We start from the raw sequence: 17,827 nt of genomic DNA, 5'->3' as shown, positions 1-17,827 counted from the left end.
GCTTAATCGTCCGAGCGGTACGAGGACAGGACGCGCCGCAAGAGATAGACGAAGCCCAGCGTGACGAGCAGCCAGCCAAGGCCGATGATCCAGAGCCGATAGCGTTCGAAAAACTGCCAGACGGAGAACCGGTCCGGATAGCGAATGTCGATGAGCCTCTCACGCTCGCTATTGAATGCGAAGTCGATGCGGTCCCCGTCGAGGAACGCGACATTGCCAAAGCCGAGCACCGCCGGCTCCGCGCTCTGTGCAAGGCTTGCGAAGGCGCTGCCCGGCCTGATCCAGAGGAGCGTGCGGTCGCCCATTTCGCCGAACTGCACCGTAGTATGCCGGGCGATTGCGGCGGAATCGAGGATCGTTTCGCCCGCCGGGCTGTCGAGCCGGATCGCGCCCTGATCGAAACGGACCACCGGGTCGAAGCCCGCGGGCGCGTCGGTCCCGACGAACACGACGGGGCCGTGGTCGGGCACCTCGCCATAGGTCACGGCAAGGTCCGCGTCCGCGTTGACGAGCGGGCCGAGGAGTGCCGCCACCGGGCCAAGATCGCCGGGCCCGCGCAGCACCGCGGTGAACCCGCCATTGAGCGCGGCGGGCAGGTCGGAAAAATCCGCTGGCGAACCCGCAGGTGCGGTGACGATGCGGCTGGAGGGGAGGAGCTGTGCAGGGTATCCCTGCGGCGCGAACCTGCAATCACCGCCGGCGGTCTGCCGGGTGACGCGCACTTCCATCCGGTTGCGCGAGGCTACGATGCCGGCCGGGAAGGTGACGGGAATGCGCGTCGGCTCGTCCATTGCCGCCGTTGCACTGGCGAGGAGCACGCCGTTCATCGTCACGCTGATGACCGGTGTGGTGGCGCCCCCGTCGGCCGCGACCGCGACGTCGAGTTCCGCGCCCGTCATACGCTCCCCCGCCGGGATCGCGGAGGCCGGTATCGAAACGCCCCATTCTGCGCTTTCGGCGAAGCTTTTGGGCGTGGTATCGGCGCCCAGATCCGCGATGGTCAGCGTCTGCGCGTCGCCTGTTGCCGTGCGGCCGGCGGTCGCGGCCGCAGGCGTCGCGGCCAGCGTGCGTCCCTTGCTGCGCAGAAAGCGGACCGCCGCCGCCGGATCGTCGCCGCCGATCTGCAGCGCCGGACCGTCCGACCCATCCACGACGGTCAGCGCGGACCCATTGCCGCGCGCGATCCGCACCGTGCCGCTGGACCAGCGTGCATCGCCCGTGGCCGGCGCATCCCGGTCGCCCACCAGCCTCGCATCGGGAAAGCCAAGCAGAAGCGAGAGTGCCGCTGCTGCTTCTGCAGGGCGGGGGTTGGGGGGCAGGACAATATCGACGGCGCGCGGCATCGCGGCCGCGAGCACGCCGATATCGGACAATCCGCCCCTGCCGAAACGGGCGGACAGCCCGCCCGTCCCGTCAAAGGCGAGATAGGCGCCCGACACGCGCTGATCGACGCAGCGATCCTCCGTGATCGCGCCGGAATAGACGATGCGCGCCGCGAGAAAGCCGCCCTCTATCATGTCGGGCGAGAGCGGAATGTCGATCACGCCCTCCGAATACCCATCGGGCAAAGCCGCGGTAAAGCGCGTCCTGCCGCCGATTTCGATTCCAACGGCGCGGCGGCTTTCGAACGCCGCATCGGACCGGTAGCGCAGGCGAAGCCGCATGTCGTCGATGTCCAGTCCGGCGGGAATCGGGAAATAGAGTTCGCGCGTGCCCGAAAGCCCGTCCATCTCGAATCCGTCGGACAGGCCAAGCTCGCCCAGCGTGATGAAACGCGAAACGGATCCCGCCGCCTGCGCCGCGGACGGCGCCGCCATCGCGCGCTGCAACGCCGGCGCGGCAGCCTGCTCCGCCGCCCCCTGCGCAAGGACGGTCGATGCCAGAACGGCAACCGCGGAGGCGGTCCAGAAAGACGTGGTGATTTTCATTGCGAACCCTTGGGAGTTGCCGGTTTGCGGCCGTTAAACCGCAATCGGAACCCGGAATTGATTGGTATTCAGCATAGGACCAAATAGTTAATATTTCTCTCTTATTTGCTCCGTTCCGGTTCTAATGGAGGACGCGTTTCGATAGAAGTGCGGTTAAGACCATAGCCATGAATTTTACACAGATGAAGGAGAAGAACGCCGATGGACGACGCTGTGGTGGCTGCTCTTGCCGGCGTTGCGATCGGGCTGGCGATCGTGTGCGCATGGCTGCTTGTGCGCCGATTGCGGGCGGCGTCGCCACCGGCTGAGGAGGCGGGCGGGGCGGATGCTCCGGCACCTGTGGAGAGAGGCGACGATTCGCCCGAACTGCCCACTCCGCCGATCGTGCTTGAGGAAGCGCCGGAGCACACGGGCGATATTATCAATCGGACCGAAACGGAGGCAAAAGTCGCGGCGAATGCGCTAGGCGATTGGGCCGCATCCGGCCTGCGCGACGTGTCGGGCGCGCGCATATTGCTCGCCGAAGATTCCGACATCAGCCGCGATGTCATGCTCCAGATGTTGCGCGAGCTCGGCGTGGAGGCCGAGGCGGTCGCCGATGGCCAAGCGGCGGTCGATGCGGTGGAACGCGCGCACCGTGAAGGGCGGGTTTTTCGCGGCATATTGATGGACATGGAAATGCCGGTCATGGACGGCGTGACGGCCGCGCGCACGGTCCGCGCGAAGGGGTTTGCCGCATCGGATCTGCCAATCCTGGCCATTACCGCCAATGGCGGGGCGGAGGATACGGAGCGCTGTCTTGCCGCCGGCATGCAGGATCACCTCACCAAGCCGCTGAGCAGCGAACGCTTGCGCGACGCGCTTTGCAAATGGATCGATGCGCCCTTGGCGAGCCCGGACGAGGCAGCGCGCGGCGACGATACGATCGCCTCGCTGGAGGCGCTCTATGCACGGCGCAAGCGTGAGTTGCAGATCGAGATCGAGGATTATCTTGCGCTCGAAATCCCGGACGCCGACAGGACCGAGAAGCTGCGCGATGAAATGCACATCATGGCCGGCATCGCGGCGCATTTCGGCGATGCGCAGATCGGCGACCGGGCGCGCCGGCTTCAGGATGAGCTGGGCGATGGCGAAGGCCGGGCCGATCTCATCCGACTGTCACGCTGTCTGGAGCAGGGGTAGCAACACGGCGCCCAGCGCTTGGTGCGCGCGGGATCAGGCGTTGCTGGCGACCATGGTGACCACACGAGTGACGACATCCTCGGCCGGGCGCGGCTTGGCAATGACAGGGGCGTCGATCTCGCGCAGATATTCGCCGACCCGGTTGAGGTCGCCCGTGTGCAGCACGAAAGGTATCTTGCGATTGAGCAGTGCCGAGGCCGTCTCCGCACAGGTGACACCGCGCCCCAGGCTGACATCGAGGACGGCGCCCGCGATGGACCGCTGCTCGATACAGCGCAGCGCCTCTTCGTTGTCGGATGCGGTCACCGCCTCGTGGCCTGCATCCTCGAACGCGAATTTCAGGTCCATGGCGATGAATGGCTCGTCCTCGAGCACGAGAAAAGTTTTCATGTAAAGGTCAGTCTATCCGTTCTGAATGGGGATGGAAATGCGCGCGAACAATCCGCCGGCCCGCCATTCGAGGTCGAGCAGACCGCGCGCATGTTCGAGCAGGACACGCGCGATATTGAAGCCGGTCCCGCTCGTCGCTTCGGAGATGTCGGGCTCCCTTTCAATCGCCGGACCGCCCTGTTCCTCCCATTCGATTTCCAGCGCGGAATGGCCGAACCGGTCCCGCACATGGCCCCACGATACGGTGACCGTCCCCCCGCCATTGGAAAGCGCGCCATATTTCGTCGCATTCGTGGCAAGCTCGTGCAGGGTCAGCCCGATGGCCGACACCGCATTGGGTTCGGTGCGCGTGCCATTGCCCGAAAACCGGATGCGGTCGCCTTCGGGATCATAGGGGGCAAGGACGGAGCGTATGGCCTGTCCGATATGGATCGTGCCCATCGCCGCATCATCCAGCGTCGGTTCGTAGGACCGGCCGAGCGCCTGCACCCGTTCGTTGATCTTGCGCGCGACGGGGCGTGCGTCCATCGACCGTCCGGTCACGTTGACGATGCCGCCGATCACGGAAAAGACGTTTTTCAAACGGTGCGATATCTCGCGGGCAATCGCCTTGGCATGCCGTTCCTCGGCGCGGGACTCGTGGATGTCGGTGACGTCCCACTGGCTCCCGAAGAAATATTTCAGCCTGCCGTCCTCACCATAGATCGGCCCTAGGTGGAGCGCATTCCAGAAGGTCGAACCGTCCTTGCGATAATTCAGCAGTTCGACCACGATCACCTTCTCATCGGCGATGGCGTTGCGGATTTTTGCGACCTGCTCCTGATCCGTGCCGGGCCCTTGCAGAAAGCGGCAGTTTTCCCCGACGATATCCATTTCGTCATAGCCGGTCAGGCGCTGAAACGCTTCGTTGCAGAAGACGATCGGCATGTCTTCCACATGCGGATCGGACAGGCACACGGCCATGCGCGTCTGTGCCATGGCCTGTTCGAACAACAGGCCCGATGCGCCGGCAAAACGATTGTCGCCGCGCGATTTCCCCTCGATCGTGCGCATGGCCTGCCGCGAGGATACCGGTTTTTCGTCGTTGCTCATTCTTCTCCCCGCAATGCTCCGGCACCGTTCCTCTGCGCCCGGCCATCAACAGCGCCAAGGAGGCGCGTCGGCCAGCCTTGGCCGGTGAATCCGCCGCATCCAGGCTTCTGAACCCCGGCTTAGGCGTTAAGTTCCGTTCTGCCAATGTGCGGATTTCATGGCCGGATTTCATGATGCAGAAACCTGTGCGCCCATGCGAAACCGGCAATTCGCGACGATCCGCCCGCGCGGGACGACGGGCGGAATGCGCGGCCCGGACCCAAAGTGGACGCAGACCGTTGATAGGGCATGATGCAGACGACGCTTCGTCTGCGATGACGTAAAGGATTGAAAAATGGGCGAACTGACCGACAAGATCAAAGGCAATGCGAACGAAGCCGCCGGCAAGGCGAAGCAGCAGAGCAACGATCCCGAGACCCGCGCGGACGGCCGCGCCCAGGAAGCTGAAGGCAAGGGCCAGCAGCTCAAGGGCGAGGTCAAGGGCAAGATGGGCGACCACATCTGATCCCATCGGATCCGACGATGTAAAAGGCGCACCGTTCCCATATGGGGGCGGTGCGCCTTTTCATTGCGCGGCGATCCGGTGCAATGCCGGGCCGGTGCAGTGCGGGGGCGGAATTATCGGCCCGAAAAATCGGGCGCGCGTTTTTCCAGAAACGCGTCGACCGCCTCGCGATGATCGTCGGTGTCGTGGGCGATCGCCTGCATCGCAGCCGAGAGTTCCAGGACATCGCCCAGCGATTGCTGCCGTGCCCGGCGAAGCAGGCGCTTTGTCATGCGTGTCGCGCGCACGGGATTGCTCGCAATGCCGTCCGCCAGATCCATCGCCTCGTCCATGAGCCGGTCGGCGGGGTGCACCCCGTTCACCAGCCCGAGCGCGAGCGCCTGCGCCGCGTCATAGCGCCGCGAGGTCAGCATGATTTCCGCCGCGCGCGCATAGCCGATCGCCTGCTGCAATGCCCACGCGCCGCCATCGCCGGGGATCAGCCCGATTTTCGTGAACGAGGCGGCAAATATCGCCTCCTCGCTCGCGATGCGGATGTCGCACAGGCAGGCAATGTCGCAGCCAAGCCCCACCGCAGGCCCGTTCACCGCCGCGATGAGCGGAACCTCGCAGGCTTCCATCGTGCGGGAAATTTCCTGCACCCCGCGACGGTACACGCGGCGCGTATCGTCGGCGTTGTCGCGTGGGCCGATGCCGGTCTTCGCCTTCATCGCGGCAAGATTGCCGCCCGCACTGAAACCCCGGCCAATGCCGGTCAGGATCGCGGCGGCAACGGTGATATCGGCGTTGACCGTGTCGATCGCGGCAATCAGATCCTCGCAATCGGAAAAATCGGCAATGGCATTCAACCGGTCGGGCCGGTTCATGCGCAGGATCGCGACCGGACCCCTGCGTTCGATCTGTACGAAATCACCCATCGTTGCGCTCTCCTTTTGGCCTGCCGTCATAGGGGCTCTTCGCAGCGGCTGCCACCCGCGATCGGTTCGGCGCAAAAATCGCGACATTCCAACGAGTCGGCGCTTGCAACCCATGCGGTTTTGTGATTCTGTCGAGCGATGCCCGCAAAGCGTTCCAGACCCCACGACATTCGCGTGACGCGCCCCCGCGTGCGGCGTCGCAACATGGGCCGCGTCAGCGCCGCGATCACGGTCGGCGTGCTGTGTGCGACCGCGCTCGTCGGGCCGACAGGCGTGCGTGCCTGGGGCGATTCGACGCAGCTGCTCGAACAGAGGGAGGCGGAGCTCGCACAGCTTCAGGCCGAGCGTGACCGCGTGGCAAACCGGGTGCAGTTGCTTGACCCCAACAATGCCGATCCCGATCTGGTCGGCGAATTGCTGCGCCGCAATCTCAACGTGGCGCATCCCGACGAGGTCGTGATCCCCCGCGATTGAGCGTGTGGGCGGGTCGCTTTGTAATCGTGCATTGCGCGGCGCACAGCGTCTTGCACAATGGCGCTCACCGTCTCTATAGGATCGTGAAACGCGGTCCGCATTTTTCCGGACCTTTTGGCTGATCGAACCCGAGGATTTCTATCTTGTCAGACAAGCCCGCCGCGAAAGCGGACAGCGTGACCGCACCGGTCGAAGACCCCGATTTCAAGCTCGCGACGCTTCAAAATCGTTTCGAGGAAGCCGGTCGTTTCGAAGCATCGGACGATCAGCTTCTCGATTTCTACAAGCAGATGCTGCTCATCCGCCGGTTCGAGGAGAAGGCCGGCCAGCTTTACGGCCTCGGCCTGATTGGCGGGTTCTGCCATCTCTACATCGGTCAGGAAGCCGTCGCTGTCGGCCTGCAATCCGCGCTCGCGGAGGGCAAGGACAGCGTCATCACCGGCTACCGCGACCACGGCCACATGCTCGCCTACGGCATCGATCCCAAGGTGATCATGGCCGAGCTGACCGGGCGCCAGGCCGGCATTTCCAAGGGCAAGGGCGGCTCGATGCACATGTTCAGCACCGAACACGCCTTCTACGGCGGCCACGGCATCGTCGGCGCGCAGGTGCCATTGGGCGCCGGGCTCGCCTTTGCCCACAAGTATCGCGAGGACGGCGGCGTCTGCCTCGCCTATTTCGGCGATGGTGCGGCCAATCAGGGGCAGGTCTACGAAACCTTCAACATGGCCAGCCTGTGGCAGTTGCCGATCATCTTCGTGATCGAGAACAATCAATACGCGATGGGCACCAGCACGGTGCGGTCGAGCGCGGAAACCGAGTTCCATCGTCGCGGGGCCGCGTTCCGCATCCCCGGCATGGATGTCGACGGGATGGATGTGCTCGCCGTGCGCAGCGCCGCCGAAATCGCGCTCGAACATGTGCGCGGCGGGGGCGGGCCGGTGTTGATGGAGCTCAATACCTATCGCTATCGCGGGCATTCGATGTCCGACCCTGCGAAATATCGCAGCCGCGACGAGGTGAAGGACATGCGCGAAAACCACGATCCGATCGAGGCGGCGAAGGCCGAGCTCATCAAGCGCGGCATGGACGAGGCGAAGCTGAAGGACCTCGAAAAGGACATTCGCGCGCAGATCAGCGAGGCCGCCGATTTCGCCGAAAGCTCGCCCGAACCCGACGCATCCGAACTTTATACCGACGTTCTGGTGGAGAAATACTGATGGCCACCGCAATCAAGATGCCCGCCCTTTCCCCCACGATGGAGGAGGGCACGCTGGCCAAATGGCTGGTCAAGGAAGGCGACCAGGTCGGACCCGGCGACATCCTCGCCGAGATCGAGACCGACAAGGCGACCATGGAATTCGAAGCCATCGACGAGGGCACGGTCGGCAAGCTGACCGTGGCCGAGGGCACCGAGGGCGTGAAGGTCGGCACGGTGATCGCCGTGCTCGACGGCGATGAAAGCGACATCGAAGACGGCGCCCCTGCCAAGAGCGAAGCGCCCCAGGACGTCGCGGGCGAGGGCAAGGACACCGGCCGCGAGCCGAGCGAGGCCGAAGTGACCAAGTCCGAGGCGCAGGCCGAACCCGTCCGCGACCCCGAGGTGCCCGAGGGTACGAAGATGGTCTCGCTCTCCGTCCGCGAAGCGTTGCGCGACGCCATGGCCGAGGAAATGCGCGCCGACGACCGCGTCTTCGTCATGGGCGAGGAAGTCGCCGAATATCAGGGCGCGTACAAGGTTACGCAGGGCCTGTTGGACGAGTTCGGCGCCAAGCGGGTGATCGACACGCCGATCACCGAATATGGCTTTGCCGGCGTCGGCACGGGCGCGGCGATGGGCGGTCTTCGTCCCATTGTCGAGTTCATGACGTTCAACTTCGCCATGCAGGCGATCGACCACCTCGTGAACTCGGCGGCAAAGACGAATTACATGTCGGGCGGGCAGATGCGGTGCCCGGTCGTGTTCCGCGGCCCCAATGGCGCGGCATCGCGCGTCGCGGCGCAGCATAGCCAGAATTACGGGCCGTGGTATGCGAGCGTGCCGGGCCTCGTGGTCATCGCCCCCTATGACGCCGCCGATGCGAAGGGTTTGATGAAGGCCGCGATCCGCAGCGAGGATCCGGTCGTCTTCCTCGAAAACGAATTGCTGTATGGCAAGAGCTTCGACCTGCCCGATCTCGAGGACTGGGTGCTGCCGACCGGCAAGGCGCGCATCGTTCGGGCCGGGTCGGACGTGACGATCGTCTCCTATTCCATCGGGGTCGGCCTCGCGCTCGAAGCGGCGGAGGAGCTTGCCTCGCAGGGGATCGACGCGGAGGTGATCGACCTTCGCACGCTGCGTCCGCTCGACACGAAGACCGTGCTCGACAGCCTGGCCAAGACGAACCGGCTGATCGTTGCCGAGGAAGGCTGGCCGACCTGTTCCATCGCGAGCGAGATCATTGCGGTGTGCATGACCGAAGGGTTCGACCATCTCGACGCGCCGGTGCTGCGCGTGTGCAACGAAGATGTGCCGCTGCCCTATGCCGCCAACCTCGAAAAGGACGCCTTGCTCAAATCGTCGAGCATCGTCGCGGCGGCCAAGAAGGTCTGCTACAAGGATTGAGCGCGCCCAGATCGCGACCATGACCGACCCCGGCGCGACCTTCGCGCCGGGGTTTTTTCTTGCACCCGCACGAAGGCACGGCGATGGGTTGCCCATGAATTTCGAGGAAGACGAAGCCACCACGGCGCAGATCGACGCTCTGATCGCGCCGCCGGTCCGCCTCGCGCTGGCCTATGCGCCGCGGGGGGCGCGCGGTGTGTGGCGGGCGTTCATGGCGCTGGACCGGCGGCTGGCACAGTTGATCGACCCTTCGCGCGAACCGATGCTGGCGCAGATGCGGTTGGCGTGGTGGCGCGAGACATTTGCGTGCCCGGCCGGGGAGTGGCCCGCGGGGGAGCCGTTGTTGGCGGCGCTGCGTCCGTGGGGGGAGGGGCGCGCCGCTTTTACCGAACTGGTCGACGGATGGGAGGCGATGATCGGGGATGCGCCGCTCGCGACGGTCGACATTGCCGCTGCGGCGCAAGGCCGGGCGGCGGCGATGGCGGGGCTATCGCAGGTGCTCGACGGCGGGGCGGTTGCGGCGCTTGCCTATCGCTGGGCGCTGGCGGACCTCGCCGTGCACATGGGGGACGAGACGGAGCGGGAGCGGGCCATGACACTGCTGCGCGGGGCGGCGGCGCCCGAACGGCGCGCGGGGCGAGCGATGCGTCCGCTCATCGTGTTGGCGCGGATGACCGAACGGGCGGCCCATGAAAATCGTCCCATCGGCGGGGCTGGGGATTTCGCGCGGGCGGTGCGCGCGGGGTGGCTCGGCGCTTAATCGTTTCCATTTCGCGGCGCGCGGCTATACTCCTGTGGCATTACTTGTCAGGGGTCGCAAACCATGAACAGGACACTTCTCGGCGCCTTGGGTGCGCTCGTGCTGGTCGCCATCGGGCTTCTCTGGTGGCAGGGGCGCGCGATCGAGGCGCCCGGCCCGCCGCCGCCCGAACCCGCGCCAACCGCCGAACCGAAACAGCCCGACGTCCTCCCATCCGCCGATGTCGCGGACATGCGCGGGCCCGCTCTTCCCGAAGCGATCGAAATGACGAAGGAGCAGAAACGCTTCGCCCGTTACGACCGCAACAATGACAGCATCATCACCCGCAACGAAATGCTGTCGACGCGCGTCAATTCCTTTCGCAAGCTCGACAAGGACGGCAATAATCTCCTCACCTTCGAGGAATGGGCCGTCACCACCGTCGACAAGTTCGACAAGGCCGACGCGAATGGCAACGGACAGCTCAACCCCGCCGAATTCGCCACCACGCGCAGCCCGACCAAACCGCGAAAGCCGCGCTGCAATTGCTGATTACGCGGGCGCGGGGCTGCGCAGCGTGTTCTGCCATGCGGGGAAATCCTGCTTGGCCCGGTTGGTGTAGAACAGCTTGCGCTCCTTCTTCTTCACCTTGTCCTCCGGCGGCGGGAACAGGCCGAAATTGACGTTCATTGGCTGATAGCTGTCCGCCTCCGCATCGCCGGTGATGTGCGACAGCAGCGCGCCCATCGCCGTCGTGCGGGGCGGGGCGGTCCATGGCGCTCCCGAAAGCTCCGCCGCTGCCATCAAACCGGCCATCAAGCCGACCGCGCTGCTTTCGACATAGCCTTCGCATCCGGTGATCTGGCCGGCAAAGCGGACATGTTCCGCCCCGCGCAGGCGCAATTGCCGGTCGAGCAGTTCGGGCGAATTGAGGAACGTGTTGCGATGCAATCCCCCCAGCCGCGCAAATTCCGCATTCTCAAGGCCGGGAATGGTGCGGAACAGTTCTTTCTGTGCCCCCCATTTCAGCTTCGTCTGAAACCCCACCATATTCCAGAGCGTGCCGAGCCGGTTGTCCTGCCGCAATTGCACAACGGCATAGGGCCAGCGCCCCTGCGGAAATTCGGGCGTCGTATCGCGCGGATTGTCGAGGCCGACGGGCTTCATCGGGCCATAGCGCAACGTGTCGACGCCGCGGGATGCCATCACCTCGATCGGCATGCAGCCCTCGAAATAGGGGGTGTCCTTTTCCCACTCCTTGAACTCGGTCTTCTCCCCGTCGAGCAGGCCTTGGTGAAAGGCGAGATATTGCTCTCTCGTCATCGGGCAATTGATGTAATCGCCCTCCTGCCCCTCGCTTTCAGGGCCGGATACCTTGTTCCATCGCGACTGAATCCAGCAGATGTCCATGTCGATACTGTCGCGGTAGACGATGGGTGCGATCGCGTCGAAAAAGGCAAGGCTGTCACGGCCCGTCGCCTGTCCGATGCTGTCGGCGAGCGATGCGGCGGTCAGGGGGCCGGTCGCGACGATCGTCGGGCCATCTGTTGGCAGCCGGTCAATCTTTTCGCGCACGATGGTGATGTTGGGATGGTCGGCGAGCGCGCGTTCGACATGGGCGGAAAATACGTCCCGGTCCACGGCCAGCGCCGAACCGGCAGGCACGCGCGCCTTTTCCGCCGCGGCCATGATGACCGAATTGAGTTGCCGCATTTCATGGTGGAGCAGGCCGACCGCGTTGGACGTGTCGTCATCCGACCGGAACGAGTTGGAGCATACCAGCTCCGCCAGCGAATCGGAATGATGCGCCGGGGTCGTGCCGCCGCCCCCGCCACGCATTTCGGACAGGCGCACGCGAAATCCGCGCTGTGCCAGTTGCCATGCCGCCTCGCTCCCGGCGAGACCGCCGCCGATAATATGGATATCGTGTTTCATACCGGCGGGTTAGCGATTGCGCAGGCGGCTTGGCAAATGCAATCAGGGCCGGTGTACCGAATTGCTAAGGGAACCCATGGTAAAGCGCGCTTTGATCGAACGACGGCCCTGGCTGCTGCTCAGCCTGTTTTTCGGCGTCAGCTGGTGGTTCGTCGCGGGCGGCGCCATGCCCGGCCTGTACCAGATCGCGTGGAAGGGCGCGGCCGTCGGCGCATTGGCGATCTATGCGTTTCAACGCCATCTGGGCCGTGACGGCGCGCTTATCGCGGGGGTCATGACACTCTACGCACTGGCCGACATGGCGCAGGAATTGTGGCTGGCGGCGGGCGGCGTCTTGCATGCCATCGGCCATGTGCTTGCCATCTGGCTCTTTGCGCGGAACCGGCGCGCGGATCCGACCCGGTCGCAAAGGCTGGTGGGGATTGCCCTGCTCGTCGGTGTGCCGCTCGATGCGTTTCTCCTCACATTCGGGGGTGAGGGGCGCTGGCTGGTTGCGGGTTATGCGCTGATTCTCGGCGCGATGGCGGCGATGGCTTGGCTCAGCCGGTTTTCACGTTACCGCATCGGGGCGGGGGCGGTTCTGTTCGTGCTGTCGGATCTGCTGCTGATTGCGGCGAATGGTCCGTTGCGCAGCGTCGCGCTGGCCGGCGCGCTGGTCTGGCCGCTTTATTATATTGGCGTGCTGATGATCTGCACCGGGGTTGTCGTCCGCCTCAGGCGCGAGCGCGGCTGAGGCGGACGGGCCGGTTACACGTCGGTCGGCGTGGGATCGTCGCGGTCCTGCGTCGTGTCGGGCGTGGTCGCGGGCGTATCGCGGCCGACCATTTCCTCCACAATCGCCTCTTCGGCGGCATTTTCGGGCGATTCGTCGTCGTCGATCAACGCGACCGACACGACATGCTCGTTCTTGCCGACGTTGAACAGGCGGACGCCAGCGCTGTTGCGCCCGATCACGCGCAGGCTGTCGAGCCCGATGCGGATCAGCTTCGCCTGATCGGTGACGAGCATGAGCTGATCGGTCTTTTCCGCCTTGAAGCTCGCCACGACGAGCCCGTTGCGGGCGATATTGTCGATATTGGTAATACCCTGGCCGCCGCGCCCGGTGCGCCGGTATTCGTAGGCGGAGGACAGCTTGCCATAGCCGTTCTGACACAGGGTGAGGATGAATTCCTCCGCCTCGGCCATGGCGGCATGGTCGTCGGACAGGCCGGTTGCATCGTCGCCATTCTTCCACGGGGCGACGCGCAGATAGGCGTCGCGTTCCTCCGGCGTCGCGGTCCCGCCGGCAAGGATGGAGAGCGAGACGACCTCGTCATCGTCCTTCAAGCGCATGCCGCGCACGCCGGTGGAGGTGCGGCTCTGGAACTCGCGCACGTCTTCTCCGTCGAAACGGATCGCCTTGCCCTGCCGCGTGGCGAGCAGCACGTCGTCCCCGCTTTCCAGCAAGGCCACGCCGATCAGGCGGTCGTCGCTGTCGTCGTCGAAGCGCATCGCGAATTTGCCGTTCGACGGGATGTTGGCGAAGGCATCCATCGAATTGCGGCGCACGTTGCCCTTCGCCGTGGCGAACACGACATTCAGCGCGCCCCAGCCTTCCTCGTCCTCCGGCAAGGGCAGCACGGTTGCGATGCTCTCGTCCTTGTCGAGTGAGGGCAGCAGGTTGACGATGGGCCGCCCGCGCGTCGCCGGGCCGCCTTCGGGCAGTTTCCAGACCTTGAGGCGATAGACCTTACCCGAACTGGCGAAGAACAGCACCGGGTTGTGCGTGCTCGTCACGAACATTTCGGAAATGGCGTCCTCGTCCTTCGTCGCCATGCCGGCGCGGCCCTTGCCGCCGCGGTTCTGCGCGCGGAAGGTCGAAAGCGGGGTCCGCTTGATATAGCCGTCCATCGTCACAGTCACGACCATCTCGTCGCGCTCGATCAGATCCTCGTCCTCCAGCCCGTCCCAGGCCGGCGCGATTTCGGACAGGCGCGGCGTCGCATAGGTGTCGCGCACCTGCGTCAGCTCCTCGCGCATGACGGCATAGAGCTTTGCCCGGTCGGACAGGATTTCGAGATATTCGGCAATCGCCTTGGCGAGCTTCTCCAGCTCCTCGCCGATTTCGTCGCGGCCGAGCGCGGTAAGCCGGTGCAGCCGCAGGTCGAGAATGGCGCGCACCTGCGTTTCGGACAGGCGATAGGTCGCGTCCTTGCCTTCGTGCTCGTCGCTCTCGATCGCCTCGACCAGGCGCAGATATTGCGCGATGTCGCCGATCGGCCATTCGCGTTTCAGCAGCGTTTCGCGCGCCAGGGCAGGGGTCGCCGACCCGCGGATGATGCGCACCACCTCGTCGAGATTGGTCACCGCGATCACCAGGCCGAGCAAGATATGCGCCCGTTCGCGCGCCTTGTTCAGCTCGAACTTGGTGCGCCGGGTGATGACCTCCTCGCGGAAGCGGATGAAAAGCGAGAGAAAATCGCGCAGCGTCAGCGTCATCGGACGCCCGCCGCTGATCGCGAGCATGTTGGCGGGGAAGCTCGACTGCGCCGGGGTGTGCCGCCAGATCTGGTTCAGCACCACCTCCGGCGTGGCGTCGCGTTTCAGGTCGACGACGACGCGCATGCCCTCCCGATTGGATTCGTCGCGAATGTCGGACACGCCCTCGATCCGCTTGTCCTTCGCGGCCTCGGCGATCTTCTCGACCAGGTTGTTCTTGCCCACCTGATAGGGGATCGAGGTCAGCACGATGGAGCGCTTGTCCCCCCGCGCGGTCTCGATCTCGTGGCGGCAGCGCATCAGGACGGAGCCGCGCCCTTCGCGATAGGCGGCCCGCGCGCCCGTCTGACCCAGGATCAGCGGCGCGGTGGGAAAATCGGGACCGGGGATGATCTCGAACAATTCATCGACGGTGATCGCGGGATTGTCCATCATCGCCAGCGTGCCGTCGATCACCTCGCCCAGATTGTGCGGCGGGATGTTCGTCGCCATGCCGACCGCAATGCCGCCCGCGCCATTGACGAGCAGGTTGGGGTAGCGGGCCGGGAGGACCGAAGGCTCGCTCTCGCTGCCGTCGTAATTGTCGATGAAGTCGACGGTATTCTTGTCGATGTCGGAGAGCAGCGATTCCGAAACCTTCGCCAGCCGCGCCTCGGTATAACGCATGGCGGCGGGCGGATCGGGGTCCATCGAACCGAAATTGCCCTGTCCGTCGATGAGCGGAAGACGCATCGACCAGTCCTGCGTCATGCGGGCGAGCGCGTCGTAAATCGCGCTGTCGCCATGGGGGTGATACTTACCCATGACGTCGCCGACGATCCGGCTCGACTTGCGATAGGGGCGGCCGGCGACATATCCGGCTTCCTGACAGCTGTAGAGGATGCGGCGGTGCACCGGCTTCAGCCCGTCGCGCACATCGGGAAGCGCGCGCGATACGATCACGCTCATCGCGTAATCGAGATAGCTGGACTTCATCTCATCGACGATGTCGATCGGTTCGATGTCGGGTCCGCCATGGGGCAGGGTGTCGGTCAGGTCGTTCACGCCGGTTGGCTCTCTTTTATCAACGGTCATTTCCCGGATATTCGCCGGGGCGCCGCGACCCTAGGGCACGGGGCGCCCGAATGCCAGCCGAACGACCCCCGCACGGGCCGGGCCGCCATGCTTTTCCACAGGGTCAGGGGGAACGCCCCGCGCGCCATTCAATCGCTATTCAGCACGGCCCCTTCATAAGGAGCGCAAGAGAGATGACGCGGGCCACGGTTGCGTTCGCGGATTTTTAGCGGCATTTGAGCCCGCGTGTTTCATTCGGTCGGAGGCGAAAACCCGCTGGCCGTCAAGTTTTGGTGGAGAAAGATGAATATGAAACGTTCCATTTCCCGCATTGCGCTCGCCCTCGCGCTTTCGACCGGTGCCATTGGCGCCGGTGTGGCGCCCGCGATGGCGCAGGATATCAAGATTTCGAAGGAATTCCGCCCCACGGCCGCCGAATTGCAGCAGGCCGTTCAGGGTGCGAAGGAAGACGCCGCCGTGACCGCCGCGTCGCAGCAGGCGCAGCAGGCGCGCCAGGCCTATGTCAGTGCGCGCGAACCCGCCGCCAAGCAGCAGGCGCAGGCGCAGCTGACCGCCGCGCAGAACGGCGTGGATCAGGCGCTGGGCGGTATTCGCGCGAAGATCGACGCTGCCGCCGCCGCCGCGACGAAGCCGGACGACAAGTATTTCGTCGGCCAGATCGCGCTGACCACCGGACAGCTGATGTTCGATCCCAAGCTGCAGAAGCGCGGCATCGACATGATGCTCGCCAGCGGATTGGCGCCGGCCGCGAACGTGCCGACCTATCACTATTTCTCGGGCGCGCTCGCCTATGATTCGGGCGATTACGCCGGTGCGCGCGAGGCGCTGCCCCAGGCGATCGCTGCCGGTTACACCGAGAATGACGTTCGCATGCTGCTCGCCGAAAGCTATCTGGCCGACAACATGTACGAAGAAGGCCTGGTGAAGCTGAACGATGCGATCGAGGCGCGCCGCACCGCGACCGGTCAGCCGCAGACCGATCTCGTCTTCCGCGGGCTTGCCGTGGCGGCGAACAACGGTCTCAACGATCAGGCTTTCGAATGGGCGCTGCGCACGCTCGAAGCGTCGCCGACCGCGGATCAGCGCAAGCAGGCCTATAGCGTGGTCGCGTCGCTCTCCCCCTATACCGAGGAGGAAGAACTCGACCTGCTGCGGCTGATGCTGCGTGAGAATGCGATTTCGGATGAGGGTCAGTATCTCGCTTATCTGTATCAGACCGACCCCCGCCTGCGTCCGGGCGAGGCACGCGCCGTCGCCAATGCCGGGATCGAGGCCGGCGTTCTCGACCGCAATGCGCAGGCCGTGACCGAGACCCTCTCGACCGCCAATGCGCGTTATGATTCGGTGCTGTCCGAACTCAACACCGATGCCGCCGGCGCCCGCAATGCCGCGACTGGCAAGGACGCGATGACGCTGGCCGACATCTACCTCGGCTATGAAAAGTCGAGCGAGGCGGTCGCGCTGTATCGCGTGGCGCTCGAAAAGGGCGGCGTTGACAAGGAGAAGGCGCTGACCGGGCTCGGCATCGCGCTGGCCGACATGGGTCAGTTCGCCGAAGCCAAGAGCACGTTCGAGCAGATCCAGACCGGCAACCGCACCAGCCTTGCGCGGGCGTGGATGGCCTATGTCGATACGCAGATGGCCAGCTGACGGCCGGATGCATCGAAACGAGAAGGGCGGCCCCGCGGGGCCGCCCTTTTTCGTTTCGCCGTGTGAGGATGAGGGGGGTCAGCGCATGCGCTTGATGAAGGGTTGCCCGTTGCGCATGACGACATCGAACTGATCCAGCTCCCGCATGAGGTCGATGAGCCGCTTGTAGCCATAGTTGCGCACGTCGAAGCTGGACCGGTTGCCGGCGATCTGCCCGACCTCGCCCATGCGGGCGTAGCCTTCGTCGTCGCGACTGGCCGCGCGGAATGCCTTGCCCAGCAACTCGACCAGTTCCTCGTCCACCGTGGCGCGCTTGGGCTTGCGCGGCTTGCCCTCCTCGTCGGAACGGCGACCGGAGGTTCCGGTATCCTCCGCATCGCCGGCGATCAGCGCATCGATGTTGATGAAGCGCGTGCAGGCGGTCTTGAACGCGTCGGGCGCACGGTCCGCGCTGCCGAAACCGTATACGACGAGCCCGTCCTGACGGAGGCGCGTGGCAAGCGGGGTGAAATCGCTATCGGATGACATGATGCCGAAGCCGTCGACCTTGCCGCGATAGAGCAGGTCGATCGCATCGATCGTCATCGCCATGTCGGTGGCGTTCTTCCCCTTGGTCAGGTCGAATTGCTGTTGTGGATGGATCCCGAACTGATTCGTGATGTCGCGCCATTTCGCCAATTGGGGCTTTGCCCAATTGCCGTAAGCGCGGCGGATATTGACCTGCCCCAGCTCGGCCAGAACGGTCAGGACCGGATCGATTCCGGCGGGCGTGACATTGTCCGCATCGATGAGAAGCGCAATGTTGGAAAGAAGATCTTCAGACATTGCGCCCCTGTGCGATGGCGCGCGCGCCAATGC

Annotated in this window: 16 protein-coding genes; 9 read left to right on the top strand and 7 right to left on the bottom strand. The window is 64.8% G+C overall.

Annotated features, from left to right (window positions below):
• Positions 1 to 2 precede the first annotated feature (2 nt).
• Complete coding sequence (locus tag Q0897_RS11515; protein ID WP_299309594.1) at positions 3 to 1,928, bottom strand: hypothetical protein; 1,926 nt, start codon at positions 1,926 to 1,928, stop codon at positions 3 to 5.
• Between the two features lie 201 nt (positions 1,929 to 2,129).
• Between Q0897_RS11515 and Q0897_RS11510 the strand changes: the two genes are divergently transcribed.
• Positions 2,130 to 3,110, top strand: coding sequence for a response regulator (locus tag Q0897_RS11510; protein ID WP_299309593.1), 981 nt, complete (start codon positions 2,130 to 2,132; stop codon positions 3,108 to 3,110).
• 33 nt (positions 3,111 to 3,143) lie between these two features.
• Here the strand turns inward: Q0897_RS11510 and Q0897_RS11505 are convergent, their stop codons facing one another.
• Together Q0897_RS11505 and Q0897_RS11500 are read right to left on the bottom strand one after the other, a co-directional pair.
• The gene (locus Q0897_RS11505) at positions 3,144 to 3,500 is read right to left on the bottom strand and encodes a response regulator (protein WP_299309592.1); all 357 of its coding nucleotides are present in this window, start codon (positions 3,498 to 3,500) and stop codon (positions 3,144 to 3,146) included.
• A gap of 12 nt (positions 3,501 to 3,512) precedes the next feature.
• Positions 3,513 to 4,592 carry a PAS domain-containing protein gene (locus Q0897_RS11500; protein WP_299309591.1) on the bottom strand — a complete coding sequence of 360 codons (1,080 nt, stop codon included), beginning with the start codon at positions 4,590 to 4,592 and terminating at the stop codon, positions 3,513 to 3,515.
• 334 nt (positions 4,593 to 4,926) lie between these two features.
• Here Q0897_RS11500 and Q0897_RS11495 point away from each other — a divergent pair, with 334 nt between their 5' ends.
• Positions 4,927 to 5,097 (top strand): CsbD family protein, encoded by a 171-nt coding sequence (locus Q0897_RS11495; protein WP_299309590.1) that lies wholly within the window; start codon positions 4,927 to 4,929, stop codon positions 5,095 to 5,097.
• A 113-nt stretch (positions 5,098 to 5,210) separates the two neighbouring features.
• On the opposite strand, the gene Q0897_RS11490 is transcribed toward Q0897_RS11495, so the two are convergent.
• Positions 5,211 to 6,014, bottom strand: coding sequence for an enoyl-CoA hydratase-related protein (locus Q0897_RS11490; protein ID WP_299309589.1), 804 nt, complete (start codon positions 6,012 to 6,014; stop codon positions 5,211 to 5,213).
• A gap of 138 nt (positions 6,015 to 6,152) precedes the next feature.
• Here Q0897_RS11490 and Q0897_RS11485 point away from each other — a divergent pair, with 138 nt between their 5' ends.
• The 5 genes from Q0897_RS11485 (at position 6,153) to Q0897_RS11465 (ending at position 10,384) form a co-directional block, all read left to right on the top strand.
• Positions 6,153 to 6,488: a septum formation initiator family protein gene (locus Q0897_RS11485; RefSeq protein ID WP_299309588.1), complete on the top strand. Its 336-nt coding sequence runs from the start codon at positions 6,153 to 6,155 to the stop codon at positions 6,486 to 6,488.
• A 143-nt stretch (positions 6,489 to 6,631) separates the two neighbouring features.
• Entirely contained in the window at positions 6,632 to 7,708 is a 1,077-nt protein-coding gene (pdhA, locus tag Q0897_RS11480) for a pyruvate dehydrogenase (acetyl-transferring) E1 component subunit alpha (RefSeq protein ID WP_236672157.1), read from the top strand.
• Positions 7,708 to 9,093, top strand: a complete 1,386-nt coding sequence (locus tag Q0897_RS11475; protein ID WP_299309587.1) for a pyruvate dehydrogenase complex E1 component subunit beta — start codon at positions 7,708 to 7,710, stop codon at positions 9,091 to 9,093. Before pdhA ends, Q0897_RS11475 begins: the two co-directional genes overlap by 1 nt.
• Before the next feature lie 94 nt (positions 9,094 to 9,187).
• Entirely contained in the window at positions 9,188 to 9,853 is a 666-nt protein-coding gene (locus Q0897_RS11470; RefSeq protein ID WP_299309586.1) for a squalene/phytoene synthase family protein, read from the top strand.
• 63 nt (positions 9,854 to 9,916) lie between these two features.
• Entirely contained in the window at positions 9,917 to 10,384 is a 468-nt protein-coding gene (locus Q0897_RS11465) for an EF-hand domain-containing protein (RefSeq protein ID WP_299309585.1), read from the top strand.
• On the opposite strand, the gene trmFO is transcribed toward Q0897_RS11465, so the two are convergent.
• Positions 10,385 to 11,767, bottom strand: a complete 1,383-nt coding sequence (trmFO, locus tag Q0897_RS11460) for a methylenetetrahydrofolate--tRNA-(uracil(54)-C(5))-methyltransferase (FADH(2)-oxidizing) TrmFO (RefSeq protein WP_299309584.1) — start codon at positions 11,765 to 11,767, stop codon at positions 10,385 to 10,387. It lies immediately after the preceding gene.
• A gap of 76 nt (positions 11,768 to 11,843) precedes the next feature.
• On the opposite strand from trmFO, the gene Q0897_RS11455 reads away from it, so the two are divergent.
• Positions 11,844 to 12,500 (top strand): lysoplasmalogenase, encoded by a 657-nt coding sequence (locus Q0897_RS11455; protein WP_299309583.1) that lies wholly within the window; start codon positions 11,844 to 11,846, stop codon positions 12,498 to 12,500.
• 14 nt (positions 12,501 to 12,514) lie between these two features.
• On the opposite strand, the gene gyrA is transcribed toward Q0897_RS11455, so the two are convergent.
• A complete protein-coding gene (gene gyrA, locus Q0897_RS11450; RefSeq protein ID WP_202084959.1) occupies positions 12,515 to 15,289 on the bottom strand; it encodes a DNA gyrase subunit A in 2,775 nt (924 codons plus the stop codon).
• A 318-nt stretch (positions 15,290 to 15,607) separates the two neighbouring features.
• Between gyrA and Q0897_RS11445 the strand changes: the two genes are divergently transcribed.
• Positions 15,608 to 16,969, top strand: coding sequence for a hypothetical protein (locus tag Q0897_RS11445; protein WP_299309582.1), 1,362 nt, complete (start codon positions 15,608 to 15,610; stop codon positions 16,967 to 16,969).
• 78 nt (positions 16,970 to 17,047) lie between these two features.
• Here the strand turns inward: Q0897_RS11445 and Q0897_RS11440 are convergent, their stop codons facing one another.
• Complete coding sequence (locus Q0897_RS11440; RefSeq protein ID WP_299309581.1) at positions 17,048 to 17,794, bottom strand: NYN domain-containing protein; 747 nt, start codon at positions 17,792 to 17,794, stop codon at positions 17,048 to 17,050.
• Positions 17,795 to 17,827 lie beyond the last annotated feature (33 nt).

It is taken from the genome of uncultured Croceicoccus sp., from assembly GCF_947496385.1.
In the GTDB taxonomy this organism is placed as follows: Bacteria; Pseudomonadota; Alphaproteobacteria; order Sphingomonadales; family Sphingomonadaceae; genus Croceicoccus.
The sequence above is the reverse complement of the archived record's forward strand: the minus strand, read 5'-3'. Positions and strand labels throughout refer to the sequence as shown.

Excerpts from the sequence above, each read along its gene's own strand:
- Q0897_RS11485 (WP_299309588.1), top strand. The coding sequence starts at position 6,153 with ATGCCCGCAAAGCGTTCCAGACCCCACGACATTCGCGTGACGCGCCCC.
- Q0897_RS11500 (WP_299309591.1), bottom strand. The coding sequence starts at position 4,592 with ATGAGCAACGACGAAAAACCGGTATCCTCGCGGCAGGCCATGCGCACG.
- Q0897_RS11440 (WP_299309581.1), bottom strand. The coding sequence starts at position 17,794 with ATGTCTGAAGATCTTCTTTCCAACATTGCGCTTCTCATCGATGCGGAC.
- Q0897_RS11505 (WP_299309592.1), bottom strand. The coding sequence starts at position 3,500 with ATGAAAACTTTTCTCGTGCTCGAGGACGAGCCATTCATCGCCATGGAC.
- Q0897_RS11455 (WP_299309583.1), top strand. The coding sequence starts at position 11,844 with ATGGTAAAGCGCGCTTTGATCGAACGACGGCCCTGGCTGCTGCTCAGC.
- Q0897_RS11495 (WP_299309590.1), top strand. The coding sequence starts at position 4,927 with ATGGGCGAACTGACCGACAAGATCAAAGGCAATGCGAACGAAGCCGCC.
- Q0897_RS11510 (WP_299309593.1), top strand. The coding sequence starts at position 2,130 with ATGGACGACGCTGTGGTGGCTGCTCTTGCCGGCGTTGCGATCGGGCTG.
- Q0897_RS11465 (WP_299309585.1), top strand. The coding sequence starts at position 9,917 with ATGAACAGGACACTTCTCGGCGCCTTGGGTGCGCTCGTGCTGGTCGCC.
- trmFO (WP_299309584.1), bottom strand. The coding sequence starts at position 11,767 with ATGAAACACGATATCCATATTATCGGCGGCGGTCTCGCCGGGAGCGAG.
- Q0897_RS11445 (WP_299309582.1), top strand. The coding sequence starts at position 15,608 with ATGAAACGTTCCATTTCCCGCATTGCGCTCGCCCTCGCGCTTTCGACC.
- Q0897_RS11490 (WP_299309589.1), bottom strand. The coding sequence starts at position 6,014 with ATGGGTGATTTCGTACAGATCGAACGCAGGGGTCCGGTCGCGATCCTG.
- Q0897_RS11515 (WP_299309594.1), bottom strand. The coding sequence starts at position 1,928 with ATGAAAATCACCACGTCTTTCTGGACCGCCTCCGCGGTTGCCGTTCTG.
- Q0897_RS11470 (WP_299309586.1), top strand. The coding sequence starts at position 9,188 with ATGAATTTCGAGGAAGACGAAGCCACCACGGCGCAGATCGACGCTCTG.
- Q0897_RS11475 (WP_299309587.1), top strand. The coding sequence starts at position 7,708 with ATGGCCACCGCAATCAAGATGCCCGCCCTTTCCCCCACGATGGAGGAG.